The organism is Gammaproteobacteria bacterium, assembly GCA_032250735.1.
Taxonomy (GTDB): Bacteria; Pseudomonadota; Gammaproteobacteria; order SZUA-152; family SZUA-152; genus SZUA-152.
Window position 1 is genome coordinate 1 of record JAVVEP010000004.1, and the last position, 18265, is coordinate 18265.

Consider the following 18265-nt stretch of genomic DNA (forward strand, 5'->3'; position numbering starts at 1 on the left):
TTCGGGGTCGCTTGCGCGGTCCCAATCCGCTCCCGGCGGATTGGTCGTTAAATAGACCCACTATTCTCCTCAAATGATCGAAAAAATGGACTCGATTTCCCACCATGCTCGCTACGATTCCCATAGTCCGACAGGCTCCTAGCCCCACAAAAAAGGGCACAGCCTTTCGACTGTGCCCTTTGCTGACGTATCCGCCAGCCCTGAGACTTTGGGTACAAAGCCCGCTACCCAGGCCATCAGCCGGCCTTTCTGAAATCATCTCCCGAGGTGGAGCGATCGTTGGCGGCCGAGGTGTTGCTGCGGCGATTCAGGTTTTCAACCATCGCGCCCTCGGAGGTCCTCACGGCCTGCGGCTGCGCAGCTTGCTGCCACTGCACCCAGCGGATGACGGCATACAGCGGGTCCCAGCGCAGGATGGCGGTCACGAACAGATACACCGCTGCCACCACCGGCAGGAGCTTGACCGACAGGGCCGGATCAGAAAACGGCAGCAGCACCACAAAGCCTGAGGCCAGCAGGCGCAGTACGGATTCCTGTGGGCGCATGTTTTCGGCGACAAAATTAATGGCGTCATTGGCAAGTTCGACTCTTGTGTTCATGTTTCCTCCTTTGATTATGTCCACAAATATGTCCACAAATAAGCCATATATTACTGCACATGATCGACAGGACACGTCCCTGTCGTCACTCTCAAAGACCGAGCTTAATCAAAAAAAGTTCCCGGATTTTTTCACCCCCCGACGCAAAAAATTTTTCATTTTTTTCTCTTGAAAACGTCACGGGCGACACTATTTTGTTGAACGCAATAGCCGTCATGCCGGCTCACCGATAGTTACAATATGCATGAAAACAGGACAATTACGTATCACTGATAAACCTGGAGGTATGTTATGATCACGATCGATTTATCCCCCCTATACCGCAGCAGCATCGGCTTTGACCGCCTGGCCTCGATGCTGGATTCCACACGCAGCACCGATCCGGCCCCGGCCGCCTATCCCCCGTACAACATCGAGATGACCGAGGAAAACCGCTATAGCATCAGCCTCGCCGTGGCGGGCTTCAGCCAGCAGGAGATCGACATCCAGATAGAGAAAGGGGTGCTCACGATCAGCGGTAAAAAGGCGGCCACGCAACACAGCGACAAGCTGCTGCATCAGGGCTTTGCGCTGCGACCGTTTGAACGCAAGTTCAATCTGGCCGAACACATCGAGGTCAGCGGCGCCGAGCTGCGCAACGGCCTGCTGACCATCCGCCTGCAGCGGGAGATTCCCCCGGAGATGCAGCCACGCAAGATAGAAATAGAGACCCCGGACAAGGTCCTCGAGCACCAGCCGGAGACCGAGCAGACGGCCTAGCCCCGACGCGGGCCGCGTCTCGCAGGATGACTGTGGGCAGCGGGATACGCCGCTGCCCATAGCGAGACTTTATCTTTTATGATTATTTATAGTTAGGTTGCGCGCCACCGCTTCGGCCACCTTCATGCCGTCCACGGCTGCGGACAAGATGCCACCGGCGTAACCAGCGCCTTCACCGGCCGGATAGAGCCCCCGGGTATTCAGGCTTTCGAGGCTGCGCTCGTCACGCGGCATGCGAATCGGCGAGGAGGTGCGCGTCTCGACGCCGGTGAGCACCGCATCCGGCATGGCAAAGCCCTTGATGGTCTGGTCGAATTTGGGCAACGCCTCACGCAGCGCGCTGATGGCGTAGTCCGGGAGGCATGCATCCAGCGCGGTCCAGGTGACACCGGGCGTGTAGGACGGCGACACGCTGCCCGGCCCGCTGGACGGACGCGCCGCCAGAAAATCACCGACGCGCTGTGCCGGGGCATTGTAGTTGCCGCCGCCCAGCGCAAAGGCGCGCGCCTCTATCTCGCGCTGCAGGGCGATGCCGGCCAGCGGGTGATCACTGCCGAAGTCGGCCGGCGTGATGCCGACCACGATGCCGGCATTGGCGTTGTGCTCGGCGCGCGAGTAGTGGCTCATGCCGTTGGTCACCACGCAGCCTTGCTCCGAGGTCGCCGCCACCACCTGGCCGCCCGGACACATGCAGAAGCTGTACACCGAGCGTCCGTTCTGGCAGTGATGCACCAGCTTGTAGTCGGCCGCGCCGAGTTGCGGATTACCGGCGTGGCATCCGAGCCGCGCGACGTCGATCAGGTGTTGCGGATGCTCGATGCGAAAACCGATCGAGAACGGCTTGGCGTCGATACGCACGCCCTTGTCATGCAGCATCGCGAAGGTGTCGCGCGCGCTGTGCCCGACCGCGAGCACCACATGCTCCGTGTCGATCTGTTCGCCACTGGCCAGCACCACGCCGCGCACGGCACTATTTTCGACCACCACGTCCGCCACCTGCGCCTCGAAACGAAACTCGCCACCGGCCGCGATGATCTGCTGGCGCAGCTGCTCCACCACCTTCACCAGGCGCAGGGTCCCGATGTGCGGCTTGCTAATGTAGAGGATCTCCTCGGGCGCGCCGCAGTCCACGAAATCCTGCAGAATGCGGTGGATATGGTGGCCGCGATCCTTGATGCCGGAGTACAGCTTGCCGTCCGAAAAGGTCCCGGCCCCGCCCTCGCCAAACTGCACGTTCGACAGCGGATTGAAATGGCGTTCGCGCCAGAAACCCCAGACATCTTTGGTGCGTTGCCGCACGCTGCGGCCGCGCTCCAGAATCAGCGGCCGCAGTCCCATGCGCGCCAGCGACAGGCCGGCGAACACGCCACACGGCCCGCTGCCGATCACCACCGGGCGCGTGGCCGGCGGCGTGGCGGCATGCAGCGGATAACGATAGGTCTCGTCCGGCGCCGGATTGATATGCGTTCTGCCCTGAAACTTCTTCAGCACTGCGCCCTCGTCGCGCACCTCGACATCCAGCGTGTAGACAAAGGCGATGATGCCCGGCTTACGCGCGTCGTGGCCGCGCCGGCGCACGCGAAATCCCAGCAGCTCCGGCGCCGGTATATCCAGGGTACGCAGGATCACCGCGCGCAGCGCGTCTGCGGCGTGATCGAGGGGCAGTTTGATTTCAGTGAGTCGCAACATGTCGCCAGTCCGATAGAATGGCGATTATGCCGCATGCGCGCGCAAAAGATCAGCCAGGTAGGGTACGAATTTTGTGCCCACGCGGCGCCATTCACAAGCACTTTTTGTGTTCCCGTACTGCATCCCCCGAATCCATCTGGCGCCATTATTTTGTAGCCATCCGTTCAGCCCTGCCTAAGGGGTCTGCGTTTTAGCCTTTAACAGTCTAACGGACCGGTTAGCCGAACATGAAGATGCGCGAGCTCTTACTAAATGCCACATTATGCAACAACACCAAAAATTCGACCTACTCCTGCCGTCAGTGCCATTGCGAGCGCACCCCAGAATGTAACTCTGATAGCACCGATAGTTATTGATGCGCCACCTGCACGCGCCGCAATACTGCCAAGAAAAGCAAGAAAAACCAGCGAAAACACTGCGACAAGAAAAATAAGTAAATTACCTGGTACAGCCCATGCAACCAGCAATGGAAGTGCGGCACCAACTGTAAAAGTACCCGCTGAAGAAAGCGCGGCTTGAACAGGCCGCGCATTCCCATTCTCTAAGATGCCTATTTCATCTCTAGCGTGCGCGCCAAGGGCGTCATGCGCCATAAGCTGTTCAGCTACTAGCTGTGCCAGCAATGGCTCAACACCTCTTCCTTCATATATTGCGGCTAGTTCATTTTTTTCATAATCACGATCTTCTTCTAATGATTTTTTCTCAAGCGCTAGATCTGCATTCTCAGCATCAGACTGGGAACTGACGGATACGTACTCGCCAGCAGCCATAGACATAGCGCCTGCGACCAAGCCAGCAACACCGGCTAAAAGAATTCCTTCATGAGCAGTGTTTGCAGCTGCAACACCAATAATAAGACTTGCAGTTGAAACTATTCCGTCGTTTGCTCCGAGCACGGCTGCGCGCAACCATCCTACCCGATGTGATCTGTGAATTTCTTTATGACTCATATGATTTCCCTTTGACTACAATCGAAGTTAATGACAAGCCAAGCCGCAGCCTTAAGGGGTCAGCAGCCTTAAGGTGTCAGCTTAAGGGGTCAGAGCTTAAGCAAAGCTTAAGGGGTCAGAGCCCTTTAAGCGGGCCATCTGGCCGACCTCGTCTGCTCTGACCCACCTTTGTCTTTAATTTACGTTCGATCTTTTCCCTGAAATGATCATTCCCCAGCGGCGTACCCGTCTGCCATGCCGCGCGGATGTCCTTTAACTGGCTTTCATCAAGGTGGGCCTTAAATAACGTCTTGTAGGCTTCACAACGACTGGCCTGAGTCTTGCCGAGGCTGGTATACAATGCATGCCGGGTTATCATGCTGTCATCCTTCCCCTGGGCATTACAGCTGTAACTGCTCCAACGGTAGTTGGCCGGCGATCTCACCATATCCGCCCGGACGGGATTTAATTCTATATAGCGCATGCAAGCAAGCAAATACTGGTCATCACTGACGAGCGAGGCCTTAAATCGTCCCTCCCAGATGCTACCGCTGGTGCCATAAGCATGATTAACATAAGGCACATAACGCCTGCCTACATACTGCATCATCCGACTTATGCCATCCTTGTCGTTGGGTGTGGCTAGTATATGGATATGATTGCCCATTAAGACATACGCATGAATGGCGCAGTGATACCGGTCAGCCGCCTCTTTCAACCAGTTTAGGTAGGCCCGATAATCGCTATTTTCAAAAAACACCGGCTCTCGGCTATGCCCCCGCTGAACAATGTGAACGGGGATGTTGGGAAGGAAAAATCTTGGCTTGCGTGGCATCGCGCCCTCCTGCGTGAAGGAATTCAGTAGAACATACCACCAATTGCTTTTTTCTTAAAGGGCTCTGACCCCTTTAACTCTTTCTTTTAAATTAGTAACTTATGCTTAACTAAGTGCCATTCCAGTCTGTCCCCTATTATTAATCTGGAGATTTTTTATGGATACCACCAACCCTCGCAACACCTGCCCAAAGATCGTCCATTTTAGATTTTTCTTTGGCCAGCAATTCCTCAAGTTCTTTAATTCTTTTGTCTTTGGCCGCAAGTTGCTTTTCCATTTTCAGTACAGCACGCTGATACTTCGCGGATTGTTCTTGGATTTTAAGATTCTTTTTCTCAAGTTGAAGCTTCAAACGTTCCGTCTCGAAAACACAATTCCGAAGTTTTATCTCGATGTCAGAGGATGTTAAGCTCATAATTTAGTTTTCTTACACACATAACGTTATTAACAATGGGCGCGCCGCTTTTGGCGCGCCCCAATGAGCGAAGCGAATGACTTAATTATTTTGTTAGGCATTTATTGAAAAATATATTTTGCTAACACCGCTGCAATAGTACCGCTGCCAATTAATGGAACAAATACATACCTAACCCACCAATGAAGTCTATCCTCACCATACTTGACTGATTCAGAATTATTACCTGTCGGTGAAACCAAGCATTTTTGATAAAATTTCTCTACCGTATGCTCACAAGTCGAATACCAATTGTAAATATCATCAACTTTACTACCGTAAAATGGCACATCAATACAATAACCAACATCTGTTTTATCTGCTGTTATTTCCACGTTAAGTTCATTTTTTATGAAATCGACAAATCTAAATACAAAACTACTCACAGATTCTTCCAGTTCCCAGCGTGCATAATCTATATTTAGAGTTATTACTAACTTACACTGGTTGGACAGCTTGGTGATCCTTACAAAATTTACGCGTTTAAACTCACTCCCGTTGTGAGTAATCCAAAGATGTAGTCGATCAGGGAGATCTATGCAGCTTACCCCACTAAAGTAACTTAAATTGCACCTATATTCCTTTGGTGTTCTCTGGCCTGTGGATAATTCACCATAGTATTCATAACCATCTACTAACGGATCGTTATGCCAAACTTTAATTGGATAATTTCCGATATGAATTATTGTATGATCACTATCCATTGATGTGCCTAACGTTTTGCATAAGGGGCGATGGATGCGTAGCACACCCGAGGTCCCAGTGAGCGAAAGCGAACGATCTGATGCATTTATTGGGCATGATTGGCGCTACCCCCTCTCCAAAGAGCTTTTATCCTTAAGCTCAATTGGTGAGGAAAAATGTTTGACATATGGTCCAGTTCGCACATGATTCATTAAACGCCAAAACCACTGTTTAGATACCTCGCTTTCAAAGCCTTCAGGGTATTCATATTTATAGGAAATGCCATCTTCTCCTTTCCTTAAACATGAATGATATATTGGCTTTAGATATCTCTGTAACCCCCAACGTACATTGTTTAACAGCTCGGCCATCCAAGTTCCATAATATATAAAGTAATTCTCATCTAGATGCTCTCGAAAGTCTTCCAAAGCAAGCGGAATAAGCTCAAGAGGAAAATTATAGTTGTGTTCAGATAATATTTTATGAATTCCTTTAGAAACCCCAGTTAATCTTGAAATATTATGTTTTGAGTGATTTCCCGATATTTTTAAAAACTCTATTCTCGATACTTCCAATTTGGCCTCTAAGTTCAGGGTAGGCAGCCAAAGTTTTAATGGAGTTTTTAACTCAAGCCAGCTCTGCAATTCAACTAAAGATCTTTCTAGTTCTTCTACGCTATTATCAATATTAAAACGTTTGCTACTACAAGCCTCATTTAAAACATTAATACATGAACCAGAAATGCCAGTTAACTTACTATCTCCTGCTTCTTTAGCAAAATCTAAGAATCGAATTACGAAAAGGGAGCGGTGGATTCTATCCTTAAAATACACCATTGACACGCCAGGTGATTGAGAACTTTCCCAAACATCGAGCAACACATGATTAACTATATCGTTTACTGCCTCAAGGCAAATGCAAAGCCCTATTGTTTCCCTTTCTAAAGAATTTAAATCCATGTTCGTTATCTGCGCCTAACAACTAAGCTCAGCCGACGACAGGCCCCATCATGGCCTGTCGTCGGCTGGTGCGCCTTGATGGGCGGGTTTTCATTATTATCCCTCCCCAGGGCGATCAAGAACAAAATTATCACCCTCTAGTCTCGTTACATAGTCGTGTAACGATGGGAGAAATCCCTTCGAAACAGGACATATAGCGTTCGGATTATGTACAACGTACATGGGCTCGCTACCACCAAACGCGGAATAGCCGTTCAAATCAACCGCCCATATCGCTGAGATTTGCTCAAATGCGGGATCTAGGAATGTGTGAGCTGGAACATCGGCACCATTGCGATTTTTCACAAAGGGGCGATGTTGGTAACTTGTCTCGACAGCTTCAAGCGCCTCCTTATTGATGGTTATCTGAAATGGACCAAAACCGAACGCTGCCTCAGCAGCAAATGGGAACTGACTGATCCCCATAAGCGAAGGAAACGGTCCATGCCGCAAACGACAACTATTTACAGCGATAATGTACGCATCTTCTTTGGCGACAATACCAGATGCTAAGTAACCCTCGGGGCGTTTATCGCTACCAAGAAGTCGTTCGGCCTTCACCTTGATAGCACTAGTCCAGCGAAGAAGAATTTCCTCATGTGGAAAGCTCACTACAGTATTAAGTTGAATATTCAGCCATTCGTCTGGGAGCTGCACAGGTACTGGACAAACCACCTCAATCCATACCTTTCGTTCACCATCCATAACAAGAAAGTCCGGGCCGATACCTAGATTTAGGGCGTGCTGGAAACTTCTTGTCGCTCAGCCGTTGAGCAATCAGGGCTTCGGATAAGCACGACCACAACTTGTGCTCTTCTCCAGAAACGAGTTCGCTAACAAACTTTGGATCAGCTAGCCCTGATTCAACGAATGAGGTACAGGCTCGCACAACCTCGTGACGCCACGCTACACGATTCGGATTTTCACCAGGGAACTTATTTTCGATATAGGTCTGAATCATGACGCCCAACAGTTACTTATACTGATATCTGTCTAACACCTCTTTACACAGGATTCTGTCTAAATCGATTTGACTGTCCTGGCAAGCTAACACAAAGTCTCACTTTAATTAAGGTAATTTTATATTATTTTATTTGCCATGATTGCGTAGGCTCATCCGCTGCAAACGCATCTGATCGCCCGGACGTGGGGAAAACATATTGAAAAATTGATCCCATCCATCTTATGCAGATTGCGGGGGAGATTATGCCCGCTGCGCGCCCAGCGTGATGTCGTTGAAGCTTTGCACCTGCGGGTGGGCGGCGGCTTTGTCCGTGGTCTGGTCCCGCACCAGCCAGACGGTCTGCATGCCGGCGCTGCGGGCGGCGTCCAGTTCTGCGCCGATGTCTGACAGGAACAGGATCTCGTTTGCCGTGGCGCCGATGGCGGTAACGATATTTTGGTAGGAGGCGGGGTCGGTTTTGGCGCCGACCTTAGTGTCAAAGTAACCGCTAAACAAAGGTGTCAGGTCGCCATAGGGGGTGTGGGCGAACAGCAGCTTTTGCGCGTACACCGAACCCGATGAATAGACGTACAGGCGAATGCCCTGCGCCTGCCACTGTTGCAGTTGCTGTTTGGCGTCTGCATAGAGGTGTCCCTGGAAATCGCCCTGCCGGTAGCCCGTTTCCCACAGCAGTCCCTGCAGGGTTTTGAGTGCGGGGATCTTGCGGTCCTGGTCGATCCATTGTTGCAGTTGGGCGATGATGCCTTCCAGATCCAGCGCCTCGCCGACTTCCCGGCGCACGTCATCGAGTAGCGGCAGGATGGTGTCCTGTTCGGCATGGCGGCGGAGATAGTCGCCGATATGTTCGCGTGCGTAGGGAAACAGCACATCCTTGACAAACGACAGCGACGAGGTGGTGCCTTCGATATCGGTGACCACGGCCTTGATCATGGACAGTTGCATCGGCAGCTGCATGCTCAGGACAGGCCGGCCACAAAGCGGTCCATGTCCGGGAAGCGGCTGGCGATGTCGCTGCCGGTGAAGTCACCCAGCCAGCCGTCTTCGGTGGTAAACAGGCGGATACATTTGAAGTTAGGGTTCTGGCCCATGTCAAACCAGTGCGGGGTGTTGGCCGGTACGCTGATCAGGTCGCCCTTTTCACACAGCATCAGGTACACCCGGTCGTTGAGGTGTAAATAGAACAGGCCGCTGCCGTCGACAAAGAATCGTAGCTCGAAATCTCCATGGCGGTGCTCGGCCAGGAATTTCTGCCGGAACTCGGCCTTTTGCGGATTGTCGGGCCGTAGCGCCACCACGTCCACCGAGCGAAAGCCGTACTGCTGGTTCAGGCGGTCGATGGCGCCCTGGTAGGCGGTGAGCACTGCCTCCTGCTGGGCGTCATCGGCCAGTTTTTCCGTGGCCTGCCAGCGTTCAAACTGCACGCCGTGTTCGGCCAGCTGGGCGACGATGCTGTCCAGATCGCTGATCGGCGCCGACACCGGCTGGCCGGCCTCGTCATAAATTTGCAATACACTCATCTTGCTTATCCCCTTTTGCGGATCGTTCATTGGCGGACGGTTGCGTGCGCGCGCAGGCGCAGCTCACAGTCAAACAGAAACTCAAAGGCCTCCACGTGGCGCAGCGCGTCCTGCATGCTGTCGCCCCAGGTGTAAAAACCGTGGCCGCGAATCAGATAGCCCGGCGCGTGCTCCAGCTCGGCGAGACGGGCATCCACTTTTTCGGCCAGGCGGGCGATGTCCTGGTCGTTATCGAACACGGGGATGCGCACCGTGCTCTGGTGGCTGTCGATACCGGGAAAGGCCTTGAGGATTTCATAGTCCTGCAACACCAGCTCGTGGTCACACAGGCGCGACAGCACCGTGGCATTCACCGAGTGCGGGTGCAATACCACCTGCGCCTGGGCAAAGCGACGATAGATGTGCACATGCAGCAGGGTCTCGGCGGAGGGGCGACGCCCATCCAGCGAGCGGCCCTGCGCATCGACCTGCATGATGTCCCCCTGGCTCAGGTGGCCCTTGTGCACCCCGGACACGGTGATCGCCAGGTTGCCGTCCGCCAGCCGCGCCGAGATGTTGCCGCTGGTGGCGGGCACCATGTGCTGCGCGTACAGCTGCCGGCCGGCCTCGATCAGCGCCTGCGCGCTGCGCTCAAAATCATTTTTCACAACGGGGCTCCTGTGCCGTCACGACGGTGTTCATTTAGTGATGATAACGGATGATAAAGAAAGCCGGCGGCAAAGAACAATCTTAGCCGCGCGCCTGAGCTTTCAGGACAAGGCGGTGTTATTTCGCCGTATCACGCGGGCCGCTGATCACCAGCAGGCAGCGCAGGCGCTTCTGGCCGAAGCGCGCCATGTCTCGGAACGCGAGCCGGTCGATGGGCACCTGGATATAGTCGGTCTGGGTGGCGTACGGCTCATCGCCGACATCGGAATCATTGATGTAGACATAGTTGTCATCCGAACCGGCCACATAGACCCAGTGCGGGGCCTTGTTGCGGTTGAGTCGCCAGGTGCTGATGAGGGCGAGGATGGGCAGGCCCTTTTGCAGGATGCGGTCCAGCTCGTCGGTCTCCAGGGCGCGGATCTTGAGCTGGATGTCGGTGTGCATGATCTGTTGCAGAAAGTCCTCGTGCGCAAACTGGATCACGGACTTTTTGTTTTCGTCACGCACCCCGTCGAGAAACGGCGCGGCCGCCTGATTGGTGTACAGGGTGACATCGAAGCCACGCTGCCAGGCGCTCAGTGCCAGACCATGGGGCGAGCAGCCACCATGCCCCGAGGTCATGAAGATGGTGGTGGCCTCGCGCCAGATCTGCAACTCTTCGTGCCGCGACATGGGGTAATCCGGTTGCAGGGTTTTCATCGCCATCATCAGTGATGCCGGCCCGCAGGTGAAATCCGTGGTCTGCTGGTAATAGGGCCTGGGCAGGACGTGGCCGCGCTGCGGGTAGTTCAGATAGTGCAGGCGCTTCTCCATGCGGATGGCATCATCGCCATTCTCGTAATAGTCGCGGATGGTGCCGATGCTGCGGTAGCCATCGGCCTTGTACAGGGAGATGGCCGGCGTATTGTGCACGTTCACCTCCAGCCGCATGAAGGCGCAGAGGCGCAGCTGGGCCGACGCCTCGCCGGCGCGCAACAGCTGTTTCGACAGGCCCTTGCCCTGTGCGTCCGGCGCGACCGCGATGGAATACAGCCGCGCCAGATTGGTGCCGGCGCGATACAGCAACAGCACATAGCCCAGCAGCTTGCGGCCATCGTCGTCGCGCTCGATCACCAGCAGCTCATGCGGGCCGGGGCGGATGAAGTGCTGGAAGCTGCGCCTTGAAAGTCGGTCGGTGGCAAAGCAGCGCTTTTCGATGGCCAGCAGCGGCTCCAGGTCTTCCGCTGTTGCAACACGGACATGGCATTTTGCATTCATCGCATCAGCCCTTGCAGCGCCAGGGAGATGACCTGTCGGCCGCGAAACAATACCTGTTGCTGCCAGGAGGTCTCGGCGGGATAAAAAAACTGCTTCAGCGCCTGCACCTGGGCATGCTCGATGTCCCGTGCGCCGTCGTGTTGCTGATTCGCGTTATGCAGCAGCTGTTCGTTGATCAGGCTGGTGAGCAGACGGCTTATCGCATAGGTACCGAACTCCAGGGTGACGAAGCAGCCGCGCTCGCCCATCACCCGATGCCAGTGATAGTCCAGCAGGCCCTGCTTGAGGCTGGACACCGAGTCGCCGAGCACGGTGGACTGGGCGTTGTCCCCATACCAGTCTTCGGCCCAGCGATACCCGGCGCTGTGCACCGGATGGTCGTTGATCACCTCGCCATAACCATAAGGCCCCAGTCCGGTATGCAGGTCGATCATGGCGATGCGCCGGGCGCTGTCAAACACCGCGTTGCGGGTGGTCTTTTCCAGCAGCCGACGCGACCAGCTCGGCCCACTGCCGCCGAAGAACAGGCCGTCACTGTGCCGGTACTGGCCGCGGGTGACGGCCTCGATGAAGGCGGCCGGCTCCATCCCCTGCCACAGGGCGTGCAGGCTGTCGGCGCTCAGGGTATCGCCGGCCAGCAGTCGGTGGTGCAGGCGCTCATAGTCAGGGTTATCCGGCAGGGCCGCGTCGAAGTCCACGAAATTGCGGTTGAGGTCGATGCCCTCGTGGTCATAACGTCGCAGCCAGGCAAAGCCCCAGGGATTGAGTGCGTGGATGATCATCACGCCCAGCGAGGGGTTGGCGGTCAGCACCGGCTCCAACAGCGGCAGGCAGTCGCACTGGATCGCCGAGCCGGCAAAACCTTCCACCCCATGGGTGCCGGAAATCAGCACCAGCAGCTGTTGCGGCGTCTCGCTCTGGCCGAGCAGCAGGACATCGCAACCGAGCGCCTCCTGCTGCGGGCCGCTCAACACATGAGGGTGGCTGTGCAAGGAGCGCACCAGCGCCGGCGCCAGGCGTTTATAGCGGGAAAAGAAGCCTTTGCGCGCCGCAGTGTAGCTGGCGCTAAAGCAACTCAGATCCTGTGCCGACATCAGCTTCAACATATTCGGAGGGCCTTTTAAAAAAATGGATCATACTCCGCGAAAATCCGCCTACCAAGTGAATATTCTTATTGTGCTAAGCTAATTTTAGGACTAAAAATAGCCGCACCTGTACCCCTCTACTATTATTGTGAGCACCCTGCATGACCGCATTTTATGTGGTAGTTGAAAACCTGAGCGACTGGCAGCCCTATTACCCCAGCCAGGACGTGATCACCTTCGACGATTATCTGCAAATCAGCACCGACCAGGACGACAAACGCGTCCGCGTGATCAACCTGTGTCGCAGCTATCGCTACCTGAGCGCCGGTTACTATTGCTCCCTGCTCGCCGAGGCGCGCGGCCACCACGTGTTTCCCTCGGTCGCCACCATCAGCGACCTGGGGCGCAAGGACCTCGCCTCACTGCAAATTGAATATGCGGAGGAACACCTCAGGAAACTCGAGATTGCTCCCGGCACAGACACGCTGAGCTTCCACTGCTGGTTTGGCCAGACCCAGGACAAGGGCCTGGCCAAACTGGCACAGTATCTGTACGAGAAGTTTCCCTGCCCGCTGATGGAAATCACCCTGCAGTATAAAAAGGGCTGGAAGATGGATAAGGTCAAGGCCATCTCCCTCAAGTCGCTGTCCGAACCGGCGGAACAGGAGGCCTTCGCCAATGCCTTTGAAAGCTTCAGTCGCAAGATGTGGCGCAAGCAGAAGGCGCGCAAGGCCTATCGCTTTGACCTGGCGATTCTGGTGAATCCCGACGAGGCCATGCCACCCAGTGACGCGCAGGCCCTGAAGCTCTTCGAGAAGGCCGCCAACAAGCTGGGCATTGCCACCGAACTGATTACCAAAAAGGATTACATCCGCCTGCCCGAGTACGACGGACTGTTTATCCGCGAGACGACCTCGGTGGATCATCACACCTACAAGTTCGCCAAGAAGGCCGAGGCGGAAGGGATGGTGGTGATCGACGATTCCACCTCGATCCTGCGCTGCACCAATAAAATCTACCTGGCGGACCTGCTGCGCACGCACAAGATACCGACCCCGAAATCGGTGATCCTTAACCAGCCCGATAAGAAATCGTTGCAGAAACTGGTCGACGAAATCGGCTTTCCCGTGGTGCTCAAGATTCCGGATGGCTCATTCTCACGTGGCATCATCAAGGTAAGCAACCTGGAGGAACTCGAGGAGGGCGCGCGCCTGCTGCTGAAGAATTCCGCCCTGCTGATTGCCCAGGAATTTCTCTATACGGAATATGACTGGCGCATCGGCGTACTCAACAACAAGCCGCTGTACGCCTGCCGCTATTATATGGTGCGCGATCACTGGCAAATCTACCAGCATGGCGCGACCACCCAGTCGGGCGGTTATGACACCCTCCCCACCTTCGAGGCGCCCAAACAGGTGCTGGATGTGGCCGTCAAGGCGGCGCGCCTGATCGGTAATGGCTTCTACGGCGTCGACATCAAACAGTCCGCCGATCGCGTGGTGGTGATCGAGGTGAATGACAATCCCAGCATTGAGTCCGAGGTGGAGGACAAGTACCTGGGCGATCAGCTGTACCTTGAGATCATGGCCGAATTCCTGCGGCGCATGGAATCACGCGGCCGTTAACCGGCTGGGCAACGACGCGTCGATTTCAGTCAGGACAGGAAGGAATTCACCATGGATACCGAGGCAACCGTCTACACCCTCTGTTATTGCGCACGGTTCGATTTTCCGGCCTTGCGGAGCGGGTATCTTGCGGATCAGCGCTACGCCGCCTACCGCAACGTATTCCACGTCACGCAGCAGCAGGGCGAGGTATTCATCTTTGAATACGGCGTGCTGGTGTTCTGGCGTTTCAGTCTCGAGCAGCGCAATGAATTCATTCTGAAGCTTCGCGGCTATGCGCATGAGCCGCTGGGCATCGTGATGGATGACGAATTCAGCTACGAGACCGGCGCCGAAAAGCCGCTGATCAAAAATGACCACATTCTTCTGAGCGACGATGCGGTTACCACGCGGCTGGCCGTCTCGCACGTGATCGCCCAGTCCACCAAGCTCGCACAATTCGAGCACCAGGTGCAGCAGACCATCAACGACACGGTCTACATCCCCAGGAACATCGCCGAAACCGGCGCCTCACACCTGTCGCGCAAGCAACTGGCGAAGTTGCGCGGTCGGCTGTTTATCGCCAAGAGCGACATCATGCTCAACTACGACCTGCTGGATGTACCGGACATTTTCTGGGAATACCCGGAGCTTGATACCTACCACAGTATGATTGCAGACTATCTTGAGGTCAGGCCGCGCGTGGAGGTGTTAAGCAAGAAACTGGAGACCATCCACGAGCTGCTGGAGATGATGGCCGATGAACAGAAACACAAACACTCGTCATTGCTGGAATGGATCATCATCTGGCTGATCGCCTTCGAGATCGTGGTGTTTCTGGTGCATGATGTATTTGGCTGGCTGTAGCAGCGAGCACTTCTACTTACCGTTAGACTGGATGGCCTTTGCTCAACCGTACTGGATCCTGTCCACCAGCTGCTGTACCCGAAAACCGATTTTCCCGGCCAGTGACCGCTTGCGCTTATAGGTGATCTCGTAGATGTCGGCGACCTTGCTGCTCTCCAGCAGATAGTCGTCACTGGTCTTCAGCTCGTCGACCAGCCGGTGTTCCATGGCCCGCGTACCCGGCCAGCTTTCCCCGGTCGACACCTTGACGATATCGACCTCAGGCCGATGGCGGACAATAAATTCCTTAAACAGGGCATGAATGTCCTCGATCTCCTCATGAAACTTGGCCTTCGCCTCATCGGTATTCTCACCGAACATTGTCACCGTGCGCTTGAACTCTCCCGCCGTGAACTGATCGTATTCGATGTCGTGCTTTTTCAGCACCTTGTTAAAATTGGGCACCTGGGCAATCACCCCGATGGAACCGATGATCGCAAACGGCGCGGCCAGAATCCGGTTGCCCACGCAGGCCATCATGTAGCCGCCGCTGGCGGCCACCTTGTCCACCGACACCGTAAGCGGAATGTTTTTATCCCGGATACGCATCAGCTGCGAGGCCCCCAGCCCATAGCCATGCACCACGCCGCCACCGCTTTCGAGACGTACAAACACCTCATCATTTTCAGTCGCCACCGTCAGCACTGCGGTAATCTCCTCACGCAGCGAGGCGACGGCCGAGGCCCGGATATCACCATAAAAACTCAATACATAGATGCGCTTCTTCCGCTCGCCGTGTTTGATGTCCTTTACCAGCCCTTTCAGTTTTTCCTTTTCACATTTCAGGTATTTCTTGAAGCCGTCCTTGTGCAACATGCTGGCGTTCATCAGCATCGCCAGATCGTCATACTTGTTATTCAGCTTCCTGACTTCCATGGAATCGGTTCTGTCACCCTGCCGCCGACCGCTCAGAAACACAATAAATAACACCACCACGGCGATCGCCAGCACGATGGTGAGCGTCTTCGCCAGGAATAATCCGTAGTTAAAAAAGAAGTCTGTCACTGGCTGTTGTCCGTCCTGTTGTTGAATATGGTTGAATATGGTTGATCATGATTGTCCCGATAGCAGGCGATACCGTTCCTGCCTGCTCGCACTGCATCGCGGATCACAGCCATTGTTGCTCGATCCCGACGATCTCGACATCCGTCGCCTGTTCGCAGACCGCGCGTACGCGGGCGGCATGTGATTCCAGATAGCGCCGGTCGCCGCCGACCAGGCAGACTGCCACAACACAGCGCTGCCATTTGTCCTGATACCCTACCTCGGCCACCGAGGCATTGAATTTACTGCGGATACGATCGGTGAGGCCCCGCACCGCGCTGCGCTTGTCCTTCAAGGACTGGGCATAGGGGATCGCCAGCTCGATGGTCAGCAGCACGATAAAGACAGCGTGATCTTTCATGAGGTATGCCCGTCCCGCTCCGATGCCGCCTTGCCGACAGCCCTGCAAACCGACCAATGCCGAGCCGCAGTGCGTGGCCGCGATGACAGCCAACACTATGCCCGCGGATTTTATGCATGGCAAGATGGGCGGCCGCCGTGAGTGGCGGCCGGATTGTGAGAGGAGGAGGGAAGAGAGAGGGGGGGGGAGGGAAAGGGAAGGGAGGGGGGATCCGCTTCCCCTTTAACAACATACAACTAACAATACGTAATTCCTTACTCTTGCTTATGCCATTTCGGCGGCATGAACGTCCCGAGGTGCGCGATTAGCCCTAGGCCACATCACGATATATGTCCGAAGACGTGATGGAATCCAGGCGATAGATCATATTTACGCCCTGCACACTCTGCCATTGTCTGGCTACCACCTCTGCATCCTCTACGCTTGAAAACGTCCAGAGCACGGTGCCGTTTTCTGCCATCAGGGTCGCCGTTTTATTGGCCCACTCCTTGATAAAAAATCGCATCTGCCTTCTCCTTTTTTCCGTTAGCCAGCCTGTACTGGCGTCCATTCTGATCCGGCAGCATGACGGTTTGATGGCCATAACATGTCGTTTTTGTGACACGAACCCGCTTAGCGCCGACACCGCTGAAGGTAACAAACCTCACCGCACCTATGGGGCTCGTGCCGACAAGAATGACAAGGTAACCCTACTTCGCAATCAGGGTTTATTTGGCATCATCCTGCCCTTAATCATCACTGCTATATATCTTAAGCCTAGCGCAAAATCAGGCAGGTATTGACGAATCAGCAAAATAAATCCGCCGTCGCGACCAGCATGATCTCTGCTTGATCATGTCCTGTTATCAGGGACATTATTGACGCGTGGCTTAAATCCGATTCCCTGGTCGTGCATTGCAGACTGGGCGCTTTGCAATTATTGTTGTCTATCTATCTGAATCCGAAAACATATGGGCCGAATTTAATGAACGACAAAAAAGACAGCCAACCAGCCAGTGATGTCGCGGCCAATCACCATCCTGGCAATCATGATCCGGAATCAATCACCACCGAGCGCAGCCTTGAAAGGGAAAGCGAGGACCAGCATTATATCCCAGTCATCGTCAAGCGCACCGACCAGTCCATCCGCCACCCGGATGACACGCTGCAACAAAGTATTAATGAAGGCCTGGAGCAGCTGCATCGACACACGGTATCACTGACGCTGTCATCGGTTGCCGCCGGCATGATTCTGGGATTTACCGCCATGGTTGTGGGTGTTGTCGCTAGCGGCATGGCGGATGTCGACCAACCCACCCTGGTTCGGTTGGCCACCGCCCTGGTTTATCCGCTGGGCTTTATTATTTGCATCATCAGCGGCACACAACTGTTTACCGAACATACCGCCACAGCGGTCTATCCGGTACTCGATCGCAAGGCGCCCTTTCGGTCTTTGTTACGCCTGTGGATCATTGTGCTCATCGGAAATCTTATCGGCGCAGCCTTTATTGCCGGCCTGCTCACCTTTGCCGACAATATCATTCAGGCCAAGGCCGGTTACATTATCGTGGCCCATCATCTTGTCAGCCCCGCCACCCTGGATTTGATCATCAGCGGCACACTGGCAGGCTGGCTGATGGCACTGGGCGGTTGGCTGATAATGTCAACCCAAGCGACGCTCAGCCAGATCGTCTGCATCTATATTGTTACGTTTCTTATTGGGATGGGAGGTCTACACCATTCCATCGCCGGCTCGGTTGAGATGTTCACCGCATACTTCATATCTGACCAGTTCAGCCTACAACAGACAGCTCGCTTTATCGGTCTTGCGGTCTTGGGCAACCTGATCGGGGGAAGCATATTTGTCGCCATCCTCAACTATGGCCACATTCGTAAAACGCAGGAGCTGGAAGAGCACTAAACGCATCACTTACTGATCCGTTGTCCGTTGGG

At 54.7% G+C, this 18265-nt stretch carries 20 protein-coding genes; 4 read left to right on the forward strand and 16 right to left on the reverse strand.

Features of this window, described 5'->3' with window-relative positions; all coding sequences use genetic code 11:
- Positions 1-236 precede the first annotated feature (236 nt).
- On the reverse strand, positions 237-599 hold the full coding sequence (locus tag RRB22_03405) for a DUF2892 domain-containing protein (protein ID MDT8383439.1): 363 nt from the start codon (positions 597-599) through the stop codon (positions 237-239).
- 291 nt (positions 600-890) lie between these two features.
- Between RRB22_03405 and RRB22_03410 the strand changes: the two genes are divergently transcribed.
- Positions 891-1358, forward strand: a complete 468-nt coding sequence (locus RRB22_03410) for an Hsp20 family protein (GenBank protein MDT8383440.1) — start codon at positions 891-893, stop codon at positions 1356-1358.
- Positions 1359-1427: 69 nt separating this feature from the next.
- On the opposite strand, the gene RRB22_03415 is transcribed toward RRB22_03410, so the two are convergent.
- The 12 genes from RRB22_03415 to RRB22_03470 form a co-directional block, all read right to left on the reverse strand.
- The gene (locus RRB22_03415; GenBank protein MDT8383441.1) at positions 1428-3047 is read right to left on the reverse strand and encodes a hypothetical protein; all 1620 of its coding nucleotides are present in this window, start codon (positions 3045-3047) and stop codon (positions 1428-1430) included.
- Between the two features lie 260 nt (positions 3048-3307).
- A complete protein-coding gene (locus tag RRB22_03420) occupies positions 3308-3997 on the reverse strand; it encodes a VIT family protein (protein MDT8383442.1) in 690 nt (229 codons plus the stop codon).
- A 115-nt stretch (positions 3998-4112) separates the two neighbouring features.
- The gene (locus tag RRB22_03425; protein MDT8383443.1) at positions 4113-4811 is read right to left on the reverse strand and encodes a transposase; all 699 of its coding nucleotides are present in this window, start codon (positions 4809-4811) and stop codon (positions 4113-4115) included.
- Between the two features lie 139 nt (positions 4812-4950).
- Positions 4951-5226 carry a hypothetical protein gene (locus tag RRB22_03430; protein MDT8383444.1) on the reverse strand — a complete coding sequence of 92 codons (276 nt, stop codon included), beginning with the start codon at positions 5224-5226 and terminating at the stop codon, positions 4951-4953.
- Positions 5227-5327: 101 nt separating this feature from the next.
- Positions 5328-5969, reverse strand: coding sequence for a hypothetical protein (locus RRB22_03435; protein ID MDT8383445.1), 642 nt, complete (start codon positions 5967-5969; stop codon positions 5328-5330).
- Positions 5970-6074: 105 nt separating this feature from the next.
- On the reverse strand, positions 6075-6908 hold the full coding sequence (locus RRB22_03440; protein ID MDT8383446.1) for a hypothetical protein: 834 nt from the start codon (positions 6906-6908) through the stop codon (positions 6075-6077).
- Positions 6909-7004: 96 nt separating this feature from the next.
- Positions 7005-7652, reverse strand: a complete 648-nt coding sequence (locus tag RRB22_03445) for a hypothetical protein (GenBank protein ID MDT8383447.1) — start codon at positions 7650-7652, stop codon at positions 7005-7007.
- A gap of 499 nt (positions 7653-8151) precedes the next feature.
- Positions 8152-8841, reverse strand: coding sequence for an acireductone synthase (gene mtnC, locus RRB22_03450; GenBank protein ID MDT8383448.1), 690 nt, complete (start codon positions 8839-8841; stop codon positions 8152-8154).
- Positions 8842-8867: 26 nt separating this feature from the next.
- The gene (locus RRB22_03455; protein MDT8383449.1) at positions 8868-9428 is read right to left on the reverse strand and encodes an AraC family ligand binding domain-containing protein; all 561 of its coding nucleotides are present in this window, start codon (positions 9426-9428) and stop codon (positions 8868-8870) included.
- Between the two features lie 26 nt (positions 9429-9454).
- Positions 9455-10075, reverse strand: coding sequence for a methylthioribulose 1-phosphate dehydratase (locus RRB22_03460; GenBank protein MDT8383450.1), 621 nt, complete (start codon positions 10073-10075; stop codon positions 9455-9457).
- 118 nt (positions 10076-10193) lie between these two features.
- The gene (locus tag RRB22_03465) at positions 10194-11333 is read right to left on the reverse strand and encodes a GNAT family N-acetyltransferase/peptidase C39 family protein (protein MDT8383451.1); all 1140 of its coding nucleotides are present in this window, start codon (positions 11331-11333) and stop codon (positions 10194-10196) included.
- Positions 11330-12439, reverse strand: coding sequence for a DUF2817 domain-containing protein (locus tag RRB22_03470; GenBank protein ID MDT8383452.1), 1110 nt, complete (start codon positions 12437-12439; stop codon positions 11330-11332). The genes RRB22_03465 and RRB22_03470 overlap by 4 nt, the downstream gene beginning before the upstream one ends.
- 140 nt (positions 12440-12579) lie before the next feature.
- Here RRB22_03470 and RRB22_03475 point away from each other — a divergent pair, with 140 nt between their 5' ends.
- Together RRB22_03475 and RRB22_03480 are read left to right on the forward strand one after the other, a co-directional pair.
- Positions 12580-14043: a RimK family protein gene (locus RRB22_03475; protein ID MDT8383453.1), complete on the forward strand. Its 1464-nt coding sequence runs from the start codon at positions 12580-12582 to the stop codon at positions 14041-14043.
- Positions 14044-14094: 51 nt separating this feature from the next.
- On the forward strand, positions 14095-14889 hold the full coding sequence (locus tag RRB22_03480; protein ID MDT8383454.1) for an RMD1 family protein: 795 nt from the start codon (positions 14095-14097) through the stop codon (positions 14887-14889).
- A gap of 42 nt (positions 14890-14931) precedes the next feature.
- On the opposite strand, the gene sohB is transcribed toward RRB22_03480, so the two are convergent.
- The 3 genes from sohB to RRB22_03495 form a co-directional block, all read right to left on the reverse strand.
- Complete coding sequence (sohB, locus tag RRB22_03485) at positions 14932-15933, reverse strand: protease SohB (protein ID MDT8383455.1); 1002 nt, start codon at positions 15931-15933, stop codon at positions 14932-14934.
- A 103-nt stretch (positions 15934-16036) separates the two neighbouring features.
- Entirely contained in the window at positions 16037-16333 is a 297-nt protein-coding gene (locus RRB22_03490; protein ID MDT8383456.1) for a DUF503 domain-containing protein, read from the reverse strand.
- Between the two features lie 310 nt (positions 16334-16643).
- Positions 16644-16838 carry a hypothetical protein gene (locus tag RRB22_03495; GenBank protein ID MDT8383457.1) on the reverse strand — a complete coding sequence of 65 codons (195 nt, stop codon included), beginning with the start codon at positions 16836-16838 and terminating at the stop codon, positions 16644-16646.
- A 459-nt stretch (positions 16839-17297) separates the two neighbouring features.
- Here RRB22_03495 and RRB22_03500 point away from each other — a divergent pair, with 459 nt between their 5' ends.
- A complete protein-coding gene (locus tag RRB22_03500) occupies positions 17298-18233 on the forward strand; it encodes a formate/nitrite transporter family protein (GenBank protein MDT8383458.1) in 936 nt (311 codons plus the stop codon).
- Positions 18234-18265: the final 32 nt, after the last annotated feature.